The sequence below is a fragment of the Methylopila sp. 73B genome, from assembly GCF_000526315.1.
In the GTDB taxonomy this organism is placed as follows: domain Bacteria; phylum Pseudomonadota; class Alphaproteobacteria; order Rhizobiales; family Methylopilaceae; genus Methylopila.
On the sequence record NZ_JAFV01000001.1, the window covers coordinates 4,165,614 to 4,178,281 of the forward strand.

Annotated in this window: 14 protein-coding genes; 7 read left to right on the forward strand and 7 right to left on the reverse strand. The window is 68.4% G+C overall.

The features are described from left to right. Window positions 1-95: 95 nt before the first annotated feature. The 3 genes from K244_RS0120070 to K244_RS0120080 form a co-directional block, all read right to left on the reverse strand. On the reverse strand, window positions 96-341 hold the full coding sequence (locus tag K244_RS0120070; protein WP_020188089.1) for a hypothetical protein: 246 nt from the start codon (window positions 339-341) through the stop codon (window positions 96-98). Between the two features lie 147 nt (window positions 342-488). Further along, complete coding sequence (locus tag K244_RS0120075; protein WP_020188090.1) at window positions 489-1,013, reverse strand: flavin reductase; 525 nt, start codon at window positions 1,011-1,013, stop codon at window positions 489-491. Between the two features lie 20 nt (window positions 1,014-1,033). Continuing rightward, window positions 1,034-2,347, reverse strand: coding sequence for an NtaA/DmoA family FMN-dependent monooxygenase (locus tag K244_RS0120080; RefSeq protein ID WP_020188091.1), 1,314 nt, complete (start codon window positions 2,345-2,347; stop codon window positions 1,034-1,036). Window positions 2,348-2,617: 270 nt separating this feature from the next. On the opposite strand from K244_RS0120080, the gene K244_RS0120085 reads away from it, so the two are divergent. After that, window positions 2,618-3,280, forward strand: a complete 663-nt coding sequence (locus K244_RS0120085) for a TetR/AcrR family transcriptional regulator (RefSeq protein WP_020188092.1) — start codon at window positions 2,618-2,620, stop codon at window positions 3,278-3,280. A 9-nt stretch (window positions 3,281-3,289) separates the two neighbouring features. Here the strand turns inward: K244_RS0120085 and K244_RS0120090 are convergent, their stop codons facing one another. Next, entirely contained in the window at window positions 3,290-3,541 is a 252-nt protein-coding gene (locus K244_RS0120090; RefSeq protein ID WP_020188093.1) for a hypothetical protein, read from the reverse strand. Window positions 3,542-3,801: 260 nt separating this feature from the next. On the opposite strand from K244_RS0120090, the gene paoA reads away from it, so the two are divergent. From paoA to paoC, 3 genes are read left to right on the forward strand one after another with little or no spacing between them, the layout of a single operon-like run. After that, on the forward strand, window positions 3,802-4,443 hold the full coding sequence (gene paoA / locus K244_RS0120095; RefSeq protein ID WP_024816644.1) for an aldehyde dehydrogenase iron-sulfur subunit PaoA: 642 nt from the start codon (window positions 3,802-3,804) through the stop codon (window positions 4,441-4,443). Continuing rightward, window positions 4,440-5,390, forward strand: a complete 951-nt coding sequence (locus K244_RS0120100) for a xanthine dehydrogenase family protein subunit M (RefSeq protein ID WP_020188095.1) — start codon at window positions 4,440-4,442, stop codon at window positions 5,388-5,390. Before paoA ends, K244_RS0120100 begins: the two co-directional genes overlap by 4 nt. A gap of 4 nt (window positions 5,391-5,394) precedes the next feature. Further along, window positions 5,395-7,590, forward strand: a complete 2,196-nt coding sequence (gene paoC, locus K244_RS0120105; RefSeq protein WP_020188096.1) for an aldehyde oxidoreductase molybdenum-binding subunit PaoC — start codon at window positions 5,395-5,397, stop codon at window positions 7,588-7,590. Between the two features lie 23 nt (window positions 7,591-7,613). Here the strand turns inward: paoC and K244_RS0120110 are convergent, their stop codons facing one another. Both K244_RS0120110 and K244_RS0120115 read right to left on the reverse strand, forming a co-directional pair. Beyond that, entirely contained in the window at window positions 7,614-8,510 is an 897-nt protein-coding gene (locus K244_RS0120110; protein ID WP_020188097.1) for a LysR family transcriptional regulator, read from the reverse strand. Between the two features lie 127 nt (window positions 8,511-8,637). Then, window positions 8,638-9,654 carry an LLM class flavin-dependent oxidoreductase gene (locus K244_RS0120115; RefSeq protein WP_024816645.1) on the reverse strand — a complete coding sequence of 339 codons (1,017 nt, stop codon included), beginning with the start codon at window positions 9,652-9,654 and terminating at the stop codon, window positions 8,638-8,640. Window positions 9,655-9,881: 227 nt separating this feature from the next. On the opposite strand from K244_RS0120115, the gene K244_RS0120120 reads away from it, so the two are divergent. From K244_RS0120120 to K244_RS0120130, 3 genes are all read left to right on the forward strand, one after another. Beyond that, the gene (locus K244_RS0120120) at window positions 9,882-10,286 is read left to right on the forward strand and encodes a helix-turn-helix domain-containing protein (RefSeq protein ID WP_020188099.1); all 405 of its coding nucleotides are present in this window, start codon (window positions 9,882-9,884) and stop codon (window positions 10,284-10,286) included. A 100-nt stretch (window positions 10,287-10,386) separates the two neighbouring features. Continuing rightward, the gene (locus K244_RS0120125) at window positions 10,387-10,923 is read left to right on the forward strand and encodes a 2'-5' RNA ligase family protein (RefSeq protein ID WP_020188100.1); all 537 of its coding nucleotides are present in this window, start codon (window positions 10,387-10,389) and stop codon (window positions 10,921-10,923) included. Between the two features lie 96 nt (window positions 10,924-11,019). Then, window positions 11,020-12,318, forward strand: a complete 1,299-nt coding sequence (locus K244_RS0120130; protein WP_020188101.1) for a cation:proton antiporter — start codon at window positions 11,020-11,022, stop codon at window positions 12,316-12,318. A 25-nt stretch (window positions 12,319-12,343) separates the two neighbouring features. Here the strand turns inward: K244_RS0120130 and K244_RS0120135 are convergent, their stop codons facing one another. Continuing rightward, window positions 12,344-12,664 (reverse strand): hypothetical protein, encoded by a 321-nt coding sequence (locus tag K244_RS0120135; protein WP_020188102.1) that lies wholly within the window; start codon window positions 12,662-12,664, stop codon window positions 12,344-12,346. Window positions 12,665-12,668 lie beyond the last annotated feature (4 nt).

The window sequence follows — 12,668 nt, forward strand, 5'->3', positions numbered from 1 at the left end:
GACCTCCGCCGCCGGACAGCCGCCTGCGAAACCGCCCAACAGAAAGGCCCGCTCCGAGAGAGCGAGCCCTTCAGATCGAGACCTGGGAGGGAGCCTTACTGGGTCGCGACTTCGTAGGCGATCGCCGACGAAGCAATGGACGAGCCCCACACGACGAGCGCCGTGCTGGTTCCCATCGACGGCACCGCCAACAGCGCGCCGACGCCCGCCACGGCGAATCCGATGGCGGCTCCATAAATGGCGTCGTCGCTGACGCCTCCGCCAACGAGATTGAGTTCTTCTGCCGTCAATTCGCGCATCATCGCTATCCTCTCGTTGTGGATGGTCGAGGCGCCGACCATCCAGTTGCCAAGGGATCACATCACGATAGGGCGCCTCGGGCAACCCGAGACCTCCCAACCGGGCAGGAGGTAAGCCGGCTTTGCGCCTGATCGGACGCCGGCGGCCGCATCGTGCCGCGAGGCTTCGACACGACCCAGTGAGGCCAGTCAGCGGTCGCGGACGGCCGCGACCGCGTCGTAGCGACGGCCGACATAGATCAGCCCCTCGCTCGAGTCTCCAAGCCTGACGCCGACGACCTCGCAGAACAGCACCGCGTGGGTGCCGACCTCGACGACGCGCGAAATCAGGCAGTCGAACGAGGCGAGGGCGCCCTCGAGCGTCGGCGCGCCGCTCGCGCCTGTCGACCAGGTAGCGGCCGCGAACCGCTCCTCGGCGGAGGTGCGTCCGCCGAAGAGGTTCGACAAGGCGACGTGCTCCGGCGCCAACGTGTTGACGCAGAGCGCGCCGTTCGCCTGGAACGCCTCGCCGACGGAGCTGTCGCGCTTGACGCAGACCAGCAGCGTCGGCGGGGCGTCGGTCACGCTGCAGACGGCGGTCGCCGTGAAGCCGGCGCGGCCGGCCGGACCATCGGTCGTCACGACGTTGACCGCCGCCGCGACCGTCGCCATCGCGTCGCGATAGCGCTCCCTGGCGATGGGGGCCGCGCAGGCGAGATCCGCTGCGTCGTCCATCGCGGCTCCCCTCTCGGTCCTCAAAAGTCGAGCAGGTTGTCGCGCAGCTTCTCATGCGCGTAGGCCGTGCGCGCGAGCCCGCGCTTCTGGAGCGCCGGCACGAGTCCGTCGGTCACCTCGGTGATGAAGCGGCGGCTGACGCGCAGCACCGGCGTCGTGATCAGGAAGCCGTCGCCGCCGACGTCGGCCATCACCTCGCCCATGCGGTCGGCGACCGTGTCGGGCGTCCCGACCAACTCCACGGACGACACCAGCCCGCCGCCTCCGGCGACCACCAGCTCCTTCAGCGTCTTGCCGCCGCCCCACTGCTGGAACTTGTCGAGCGTGCCGGACTCGCCGTTGGTGACGAGCTTTTCCGGCAGCGGCTTGTCGAGATCGTATTGCGCGAAGTCGATCTCGGTGATGGCGGACAGCGAGGCCAACGTGTCGACGATGAAATGCGGCGAGTTCAGCATGCGCTCGTGCTTCGCCCGAGCTTCGGCGTCGGTCTCGCCAAGCGTCGGGGTTACGCAGAACATCACCTTGATCGAGTCCGGGTCGCGTCCGAACCTTTCGGCGCGGGCGCGGATATCCTCGCGGAACTTCCGCATCTCCTCGACGCCGCTCGCGACCGAGACGATCGAGTCCGCATGGGTCGCGGCGAAGTCGCGGCCCTTCGGCGAGGCGCCAGCCTGCACGTAGATCGGGCGGCCCTGGGGCGACGGCACCGTGTTGAGCGGGCCGCGGACCTTGTAGTACTTGCCCTCGAAATCGATGGGACGGACCTTGGTTTCGTCGGCGTAGATCCCGGCGTCGCGATCGAGCACGACGGCGTCCGGATCCCAGCTTTCGAACAGCTTGCCCATCACCTCCATGTACTCGTCCGCCATCTCGTAGCGCTGGTCGCGCGGCGGCAGACGATCCATGCCGAAGTTCTTCGCCATCAGGTCTTCGGCGGAGGTGACCACGTTCCAGCCGAACCGGCCGTTGGTCAGGCTGTCGATGGTGGAGCAGAGGCGCGCCATGAGGAACGGCGGATAGGCCATCGTCGACATGGTGGCGATCACGCCGAGGCGCCGCGTCGCCATGCCCATCGCCACCGCGAGTGGGGCAGGATCGTGCTTCGGCACCATCATGCCGTGGTTCAGCGAGGCCTTGGCGGAGCCGCCATAGGTCTGCGGCACCATCAGCTTGTCCTCGATCATGATGTAGTCGAAGCACGCGCGCTCCAGCGACCGCGCCATTTCGACATAGAACTGGCCGTCCCACGGCCGCCCGCCCTGCCCGAAGGGCTCGCGCCACTCGTCCGGCGTGAAGTTCATGAACCAACCGAGGTGGAAGCGCTTGTCGGCCATGGGTCAGTCCTTCTCAAGGGCGCAGCGCGTCGTCGCATGGGCGCGCGTCGGGTGTGGACACGCGCCTCGGACGCGGAGGCCGTTCCCTACAGCGATACGCTCCGCGCAGAACGCGCTGGATCCGATCTCCATCGCGTCCCCAACCAACGCGCCGCGCTCGACGACGCTATTAAACACGTGTTTAATATGACCCATGAGACCGTCGATGTGCAGCGCAAAAGCTAGGCGCCTTTGTCGGACCGAAAGGGCTGAGTCCCGTGGGAGGCGCCTGTGACGAAGGCACCGATTGCGCGCGGGGCGCCCAGCCCGTCAGGCGGTTCTTCGTCCAAGACTCGGCGGCGGCTTGCGCCGGCGCTGCGGACCGAACTGATCCTCGACGAAGCGCTCAGGCTGTTCGCGGAGCGGCATTATTCAAACGTCACGATGCGCGACATCGCCGCTGCGTGCGGCATCAACCCTGCGCTGATCTACCACTATTTCGAGAGCAAGGAGGACCTGTTCCGGCGCGCCCTCGGATACGCGATCGAGCAGCTGCGCGGCGGTTACGCGGCCGGGCGCGCGACGGCCGCCGACCCTCGTTCGGAGATCTTCTCGTGGCTCGATCTGCATGTGTCGATCGCGCCCACGGTCGCTCGGATGACGCAGCTGATGTCCGACCACTCCGCGTCCAGCGAGGACAGGACGGGCGCCGGAACGCTGATCGCGGACTTCTACGCCTTCGAGCAAGGCCTGCTCGAGGACTGCGTCGCCCGCGGAATCTCCGCGGGGCAGTTCAGGGAGGTCGACGTCGTCAAGACGGCCCGGACCATCAGCCTTCAGCTCGACGGGATCTTCTACGCGTCGTCGAGCCGCCGCGACGGCCGCATCGGGAGCGACATCGCCGACCTCCGCGAACTGGTCGCGACGCTGCTCGATGTTCCCCCGGCGACCTGACGCGCGGGCTCAGCGCCGCCGCCTGCGACGGCGCAGGACGTGGCGAATGATCAACAGCGCCCGGAACCGTCGCAGCACGTCGCGCGGCATGGCCACGCGCTCGTTGACGACGAGGCCCGTCACCTCCTGGCGCCCGCCGCGGCGCATCACCCGCGTCTTGTCGGGATGGACCACGGAGCCTTCGGCCGCGACGATCTCGTTCACGAATTTCAGCAGCGCGCTGACCTTGGCGGCGGCCTCGCCGGAGGCGGAGAGGGTCATGTCGTCGGCGTAGCGCGTGTCGACGAAGCCGAGCGAGGCGGCGAGGCCGCTGGGGCCGTGGGTCTGGGTTCAATCGGTAGCCAACTGGTTCCGAACCGCGCCATCACATGAGCGTTACAGCGTTCGGAACCACGTATTGATGATTTCTGCTCATAAGGGCATGCGGCTTCAAAGCCTTATCCTTGTTTAGATGAACTCTAGTTTGCTCTGGGCCTGACAAGCCGACGGGACGCGCCCGTTCACGGAGCACGGAGCATTTCATGGCACCGCCCAAAGAGCTGGAATTGTCCCGACGCGACGTGATGATCGCGGCCGCCGCAACGGCTGCGGCCGCTTCGGCGCCCGTCGCGGCCGGCGCGCAGACGGCGACGGCGGCGAGCCGGGCCCCGACCATGGCGGCGGTCGCGATGACCGTGAACGGACAGGCGAAGCGGCTCGACGTCGACACCCGCACAACCCTGCTCGACGTTCTCCGCGAGCGGCTCGAGATGACCGGCACCAAGAAGGGCTGCGACCACGGCCAGTGCGGCGCCTGCACGGTGATCGTCGACGGCCGGAGGATGAATTCCTGCCTGTCGCTCGCGGTGATGCACGAGGGCAGCGAGATCACGACGATCGAGGGTTTTGGCTCTCCCGACAACCTGCATCCGATGCAGGCCGCCTTCGTGAAGCACGACGGCTACCAGTGCGGCTACTGCACGCCGGGACAGATCTGCTCCGCGGTGTCGGTGCTGGAGGAGATCAAGGCGGGGATCCCGAGCCACGTCTCGGCGGATCTCACCGCCGCCTTCGAGCCGACCGCCGATGAAATCCGCGAGAGGATGAGCGGCAACATCTGCCGTTGCGGGGCTTACTCCAACATCGTCGACGCCATGACCGAAGTCGCCGGGAGGCGCGCATGAAAGCCTTCAGCTACGAGCGCGCGGGCTCGCCCGCCGAAGCCGCGGCCGCGGCCGAGCGGACCGAGGGCGCCAAGTTCATCGCCGGCGGCACCAACCTTCTCGATCTGATGAAGCTCGAGATCGAGACGCCGCAGCACCTAATCGACGTCAATGGATTGAAGCTCGACACGATCGAGCCGACCGGGGAGGGAGGGCTGCGCATCGGCGCGCTGGTCCGCAACACCGACCTCGCCGCCGACGCCCGGGTGCGCCGCGACTACGGACTGCTGTCGCGCGCGCTGCTCGCCGGGGCGTCCGGCCAGCTGCGCAACCGCGCCACGACCGCGGGCAACCTGCTCCAGCGCACCCGTTGCCCGTATTTTTACGACACCAACCAGCCCTGCAACAAGCGGTCGCCCGGGAGCGGCTGCTCTGCGATCGGCGGCTTCAGCCGCCAGCTCGCCGTCGTCGGCGTTAGCGACGCCTGCATCGCCACCAACCCGAGCGACATGGCCGTCGCTATGCGGGCGCTCGACGCGGTGGTGGAAACGGTCCGGGCCGACGGCGCGACGCGCGCCATCCCGATCGCCGAGTTCCACCGCTTGCCGGGCGACACGCCGCATGTCGAGACAACGCTCGAGAAGGGCGAACTGATCACCGCCGTGACGCTGCCGAAGCCGGCTGGCGGCACGCAGATCTACCGCAAGGTCCGCGATCGGGCGTCCTACGCTTTCGCTTTGGTCTCGGTCGCCGCCGTCGTCCAGCCGGACGGTTCCGGCCGCGTCGCCGTCGGCGGCGTGGCGCACAAGCCCTGGCGGGTCGAGGCGGCGGAGAAGGAGATGGGCCGGGGCGCGAAGGCTGTGAGCGACGGCCTGTTCGCCGACGCCAGGCCGACCCACGACAACGCGTTCAAGCTCACGCTCGCCCAGCGCACGCTCGACGCCGTCCTGACCGAAGCGAGGGGCTGATCCCATGAAGTTCGACACCCCCGCCACGACCAACCCGATCGACCAGATGAAGGTCGTGGGCAAGCCGTTCGACCGCATCGACGGTCCGCTGAAGGTGACCGGCCGCGCGCCCTACGCCTACGAGCGGCATGACCTCGGCGTGAAGGGCGCCGTCGGCTATGTGGTCGGCGCCGGCATCGCCAAGGGCCGCATCCGCTCGATGGACCTCGCCGCCGCCAAGCGCTCGCCCGGCGTCATCGCCGTCGTGACGGCCCAGACCGCCGGAACGCTCGGGCTTGGCAAGTTCAACACCGCGAAGTTGCTCGGCGGCCCCGAGATCCAGCACTATCACCAGGCCATCGCGCTGGTGGTGGCCGAGACTTTCGAGCAGGCGCGAGCCGCGGCCAATCTGGTCCGCGTCGACTATGCGCCGGAGAAGGGCGTGTTCGACCTGAAGGGCGCCAAGGAGAGCGCCGTCAGGCCGAAGACCGAGAAGCCGGACACGGCGACGGGAGACTTCGCCGCGGCGTTCGCGGCGGCGCCCGTAAAGTTCGACGAGAGCTACACGACCCCGGATCACGCCCACGCCATGCTCGAGCCGCACGCCACGACGGCCGTGTGGACCGACGACAAGCTGACCGTCTGGACCTCGAACCAGATGGTCGACTGGGGCGTCGCCGACATCGCCAAGACGCTCGGCGTGCCGAAGGACAGCGTCCGCGTCGTTTCCCCCTTCATCGGCGGCGGCTTCGGCGGAAAGCTGTTCGTGCGCGCCGATGCGATCCTTGCGGCGCTCGGCGCCAAGGCTGCAGGCCGGCCCGTCAAGGTGGCGCTGCCCCGCCCGATGATCTTCAACAACACGACGCACCGGCCGGCCACGCTGCAGCGCATCCAGATCGGCGCGGGCCGGGACGGCAAGATCACGGCGATCGGTCACGAGACCTGGTCCGGCAATCTGCCGGACGGAAAGCCCGAGGAGGCGATCAACCAGACGCGCCTGCTTTACGCCGGGGCGCATCGCTTCACCGCGACCCGACTCGCGACGCTGGACCTTCCCGAGGGCAACGCCATGCGGGCGCCCGGCGAGGCGCCGGGACTGATGGCGCTCGAGATCGCCATGGACGAGATGGCGGAGAAGCTCGGGATGGACCCGATCGAGTTCCGCGTCTTGAACGACACCCAGGTCGATCCCGAGGATCCCAAGCGACCGTTCTCGCAGCGCCGCCTCACCGACTGCTTCCGCACCGGCGCCGACAAGTTCGGCTGGTCGGCGCGCAAGGGGCCGGGCCAGACGCGGGATGGGCGTTGGTTGATCGGCATGGGGGTCGCGACCGCGTTCCGGGACAACGTGGTGATGAAGTCCGGCGCCCGCGTGCGGCTCGCCGCGAACGGCCGCGTCACCGTCGAGACCGACATGACCGACATCGGCACCGGCAGCTACACGATCATCGCGCAAACCGTGGCCGAGATGATGGGCGTTCCGCTTGACCATGTGACGGTGAACCTCGGCGACTCGCGCTTCCCGGCGTCGGCGGGCTCGGGCGGGCAATGGGGCGCAAACTGTTCGACGGCGGGCGTCTACGCCGCCTGCGTCAAGCTCCGCGAGGCGGTGGCGCGGCAGGTCGGGTTCGACCCGGCGGCGGCGGAGTTTACGGACGGCGAGATCCGGGCGGGCGGCAAGTCCGCGCCGCTTGGCCAGGCGGCGCAGGCGCGCGACATCGTCGTCGAGGACGCGATCGAGTTCGGCGATCTCGACAAGCGCTTCCAGCAGTCGACCTTCGGCGCGCACTTCGTCGAAGTGGGCGTCGACAGTGCGACGGGCGAGTCCCGCATCCGGCGGATGCTGGCGGTCTGCGCGGCGGGCCGCATTCTCAACCCGAAGTCCGCCCGCAGCCAGGTCATCGGCGCGATGACGATGGGCGCCGGGGCGGCCCTAATGGAGGAGCTCGCGGTCGACACGCGCTCGGGCTTCTTCGTGAACCACGACCTTGCGGGCTACGAGGTCCCAGTCCATGCCGACATCCCTCATCAGGAGGTCATCTTCCTCGACGAGACCGACCCGGTGTCGTCGCCCATGAAGGCCAAAGGCGTCGGCGAACTGGGGATCTGCGGCGTCGGCGCGGCGATCGCCAACGCGATCCACAACGCCACGGGCGTCCGCGTGCGCGACTACCCGATCACGCTCGACAAGGTGCTCGAACGGCTGCCGGAAGTGGGCTGAGTCACGACGGGAGCGTCACCGCGTCATCCGCGGTGACGCAGGGCTTCGGCCAGAACCGTGAAGGCGGGCGAGGCGTGGCGGCGGCTGGGATAATAGAGGTGATAGCCCGGAAACGGCGCGCACCAGTCGGCGAGCACGCGGACCAGGCGTCCTTCGCCGACATGGGGCTCGATCTGGTCGTCGGGCAGGTAAGACAGGCCGAGCCCGCACAGCGCGGCGTCCAGGCGCTGCGTCATGGTGTTGAACGTCAGCTGGCCCTCGACGCGGACCTTCACCTCCCGTCCGGCCTTCTCGAACTCCCATTGGTAGAGGTTGCCGAGCGTCGGTAGCCGGAGGTTCACGCAGCGGTGGGCGGTCAGGTCCTGCGGGACCTTCGGCTTGCCGTGCGCGGCGAAGTAACACGGCGAGCCCACCACCGCCATGCGCATGTCCGGGCCGATCCGCACCGCGATCATGTCCTTGGCGACGGCCTCGCCGAGCCTGATCCCCGCGTCGTAGCGCTCGGCCACGATGTCCACCAATCCATGGTCGGTGACGACCTCGACCTCGATGTCGGGATAGTCCGGCAGCAGCCGCTTCAAGGCGGGCCAGAGCACGGTCGAGACCGCGTGTTCCCCCGCCGTGATCCGGATCGCGCCTGCGGGCTTGTCGCGCATCTCGACCATCGCGGCGAGCTCGGCGTCGATCTCCTCGATCCGCGGGCCGACCGAACGCAGCAGCCGCTCCCCGGCTTCGGTGGGGGCGACGCTCCGGGTCGTGCGCGTGAGAAGACGAAGCTCCATGCGGGCCTCAAGGCCGCGGATGGTGTGGCTCAGCGCGGACTGGGACACGCCGAGCTTGGCGGCAGCCTTCGTGAAGCTTCGCTCGCGGGCGACCGCGAGGAACGCGATCACGTCGCGGATGTCGCCGCGGGAATTCATGATCAGCCCTCATCAGTCTATGTGGTTTATGAGGTCTAATCGATCTCCGCCGCATGCGCTAGATCGGGGCTCGCGACGCCTCACGGGGCGGGCGCGGGGCTGAACCGTCGGCCCGGGACCGACCGATTCAGCGCCATCCCAAGGCGGGAGCGACGTGCTGCAGAATGGCCTCGATCACATGGGCGTTGTACGCGACGCCCAGCTGGTTCGGGACGGTGAGCAGCAGCGTGTCGGCCTCCTGGATCGCCTCGTCCGCCTTCAACGCCGCCGCCAGCTTGTCGGGTTCGGCCGCGTAGGACCTGCCGAAGATCGCCCGCATGTCGTCGATCACCCCGATCTGGTCGTCGCCGTCGCTGCGACCGAAGTAAGCGCGGTCCTGTTCGTTCACGAGGGCGAAGATCGAACGCGAGACCGAGACGCGCGGGGTCCGTGCGTGGCCCGCGTCTTTCCAGGCGTCGCGATAGAGCCGGATCTGCTTGGCCTGCTGCACGTGGAACGGCTCCCCGCTCTCGTCCTTCTTCAAGGTCGAGCTTTGCAGGTTCATCCCGTGGTGTGCGGCCCAGAGGGCGGTGTCGTTGGACGCCGATCCCCACCAGATGCGGTCGCGCAAGCCTGCGGAGTGCGGTTCGATGCGCAGCAGCCCGGGCGGGTTCGGGAACATCGGGCGCGGGCTGGGCTGGGCGAAGCCCTCGCCCCGCAGCACGTTCAGGAAGACCTCGGCGTGACGCCGACCCATGTCGGCGTCGCTCTCGCCCTCGGCCGGCGCATAGCCGAAGTGTCGCCAGCCCTCGATCACCTGCTCGGGCGAGCCGCGGCTGATGCCAAGCTGCAACCGCCCGCCGGCGATGAGGTCGGCCGAGCCCGCGTCCTCGGCCATGTAGAGCGGGTTCTCATAGCGCATGTCGATGACGCCGGTGCCGATCTCGATGCGGCTCGTCTTCGCGCCGACGGCCGCGAGCAACGGAAACGGCGAGGCCAATTGGCGCGCGAAGTGATGCACCCGGAAATAGGCGCCATCCGCGCCAAGCTCCTCGGCCGCCACGGCGAGGTCGATCGACTGGAGCAGGGTGTCGCCCGCCGAGCGGGTCTGCGACTGGGCGGAGGGCGACCAATGGCCGAACGAAAGGAACCCGATCTTCTTCATGACGTCCACTCTACATGTGCTGTCGGCCGCCGACCCGTGCGGGCGGGGCGGCCGGTCGTCCTTTACCGAGGCGTATACCGACGCAAACGTGAGGCCGCCCGACTTGCGCGAACCGCCGTCCCCTCGCTGGCGTCGACATGGAGGAGTTTCATCGCGGTCCTTGGTATCGGTTTGTAACCGAGGCTCTATAAGTTACTCTTAGAGCCTGATCGCAAGGAGGCACATGATTGGAACGCAGGCACGCCGATGATCCCATCCCCGGCTACACGGGCGCGGAATCCCACGACTGCCGGATGGTGAACTCGGTGCTGGCGCGGGTCGGCGACAAGTGGACCGTGCTGGTGGTGATGTTCCTCGCCGACGGCTCCAAGCGCTTCAACGAGCTCAAACGACTGATCGGAGGCGTGTCCCAGCGGATGCTGACCCTGACGCTGCGCGGTCTCGAGCGCGACGGGCTCGTGACGCGGACCATGACACCGAGCATTCCGCCGCGGGTCGATTACGAGCTCACCGATCTCGGCCGTTCGCTGCAGACGCACGCCGTCGCGCTTGCTCGCTGGGCGAAAGAGAACCGGCCGGCGATCGAACGCGCCCGCACGGCGTTCGACGACGAGCGCAGGGAAGCGTCATGAGCAGGCCCCGGCAGGTCTTGTGCGGCGGGCGGCACCGCCCGAACGCAGCGCACGGCGGAACGTTGGACCGCGCTCACTCCTGCGCATCAGGATACTGGGGTTGAGCGACGCGTCGGCCAAGCCTCGGAACACGCCGCCGCTCATTCTGACGCTCCGCCTCGATCAGGCGCGGCAGCTCAGGTTCGACGCGCTGCGCCAGGAGCACTTTCCTCCGGAGCGCAATTACCTTTCGGCGCACGTCACCCTGTTCCACCATCTCCCCGGCGAAGAGGTCCTGGAGATCATCGAACGCCTCCGCGCGATCATGGACGGACGCCCTCCGCCCTCGGTGACGGTGGACTCCGTGGCGTCGCTTGGCCGCGGCGTCGCCTTTCGCCTCACGTCCCCCGACACGCTTGAGATCAGACGCGCCCTCGCCACGGAGTGGCGGCCGCGCCTGACGTCCCAGGACCTCAACTTCGGCGGGCTCCATGTGACGGTCCAGAACAAGGTCGCGCCCGCCGTCGCCCAAGATCTGCTGGCGCGCCTGCGAAGCGGCTTCGCGCCCCACGATTTCCTCGCTCCGGGCCTCGACCTCTGGCGCTATCTCGGCGGACCCTGGGAGCATGTCCATGCGTTCGACTTCTCCGCGGAGTAGCGGGCGAAGTCCGCGCGTCCGCCCACGTGGGCCGAGGGCATATCAGCGCTGCGCGCCGCCGCCGGATCGATCCGGCGGCGTGGACCGTTCAAGGCCATGGACATCCCGCAGACTTGGCTTCCCGACCCCTACATCCTCGCGCTCACCGGGGCAGGGCTCCTCATCGCTCTGGTCGTGTGGCTGCCTACGGCGCTGCGGAGGCTTCCGCTGTCGTTGCCGATCATCTGCATCGCGCTTGGCGCGGCTCTGTTCGCGCTTCCTCAGATCACGCTCGAGCCGCTCCCGACCCGCTACCCCGAGCTGACAGAGCGCCTTTCGGAACTCGTGGTCGTCATCGCCTTGATGGGCGCGGGATTGAAGATCGACCGAGTGTTCGGCGTTCGGCGCTGGTCCGTCGCCCTGCGCCTGATCGTGGTGACGATGCCGCTCAGCATCGTGGCCATCACGGCGATCGGCGGGTGGTGGATCGGCATGTCATGGACTGTGGCGCTGCTGCTCGGCGCGGCGCTCGCCCCGACCGATCCCGTGCTCGCGGCGGACGTCCAGGTCGGACCGCCGAAGTCGGAGGACGAGGACGACGTCCGGTTCGGGCTGACGGCGGAGGCCGGACTGAACGACGGCTTCGCGTTCCCGTTCGTCCATCTCGCAATCGCGCTCGCCGCGTCGGCCGTGACGGGCGCGCCGTGGCTGACCGAATGGATCGCCGTCAATGTGATCTGGGAGATCGGCGCCGGGGTCGCGGCCGGCTACGTCATCGGCCGGGCGTTCGGGTGGCTGACGTTCCATGTGCCCGCGGAGTCCAAGCTCGCCAAGACCGGCGACGGACTGATCGCGCTGTCGGCCGCTTTGGTGTCCTACGGCCTGACCGAGATCATCCATTGCTACGGCTTCCTCGCGGTCTTCGTGACCGCGCTCACCTTCCGGCACGCGCACCGCGACCACGAGTTTCAGGTCGGGATGCACGAGGTCGCGGAGCAGATCGAGCGCCTCATGATGATGGCGCTGCTGCTGCTGTTCGGCGGCGCGCTCGTCAGCGGCCTGTTGGCGCCGCTCCAGTGGGTCGACGTCGCCGCGGCCCTTGTCATTCTGGTCGTGGTCCGGCCGATCGCAGGGCTGATCGGATTGATCGGCCACGACGCCGACTGGCGGGAGCGGCTGACGCTGGCATTCTTCGGAATACGCGGCGTGGGGTCGATCTATTATATGGCTTACGGCCTCAACCACATGCCCGCCGAGGGAGGCGAACGACTCTGGGCCGTCGTCGGCCTGGTGATCCTGCTTTCGATCCTCATGCACGGGCTAACCGTCACGCCGATCATGCGCAGGCTCGACCGCAGCCAGGGTCGAGATCCCGATCAGGACGAGCCGCGGCCTGCGGTCCAAAACGCGCGGTGACGCGCGGCGCTCGCGTCGACGTCCCTTAGCCCCGCTCGTCCTGCGCCTCAAACCACGCGGCGTAGGCGGTGTTTCGGGCGAGCTTCCGGTTCAGGTCAGGCGCCCCATCCGTCCACCAAACAGCTCCGCGCTCCCCCAGCGCGACCTTCGCGGCTTGAACCCGGTCCCGCGCGGCCTTGAGCGCCGTCGGGTCGCCGCGCGCCGTCCGTACGGCGCTGCGGGCCGACATCAGCTCGGACACGAGCCGCTGCCGCTCCTCGTCCGACAGGGCGGGGTTGCTGAGCCTCCACAATCGGCCTTTCACGACGAAATAGCGGCCGTCGGGGCTCACGGGATGACGCGCCATCACC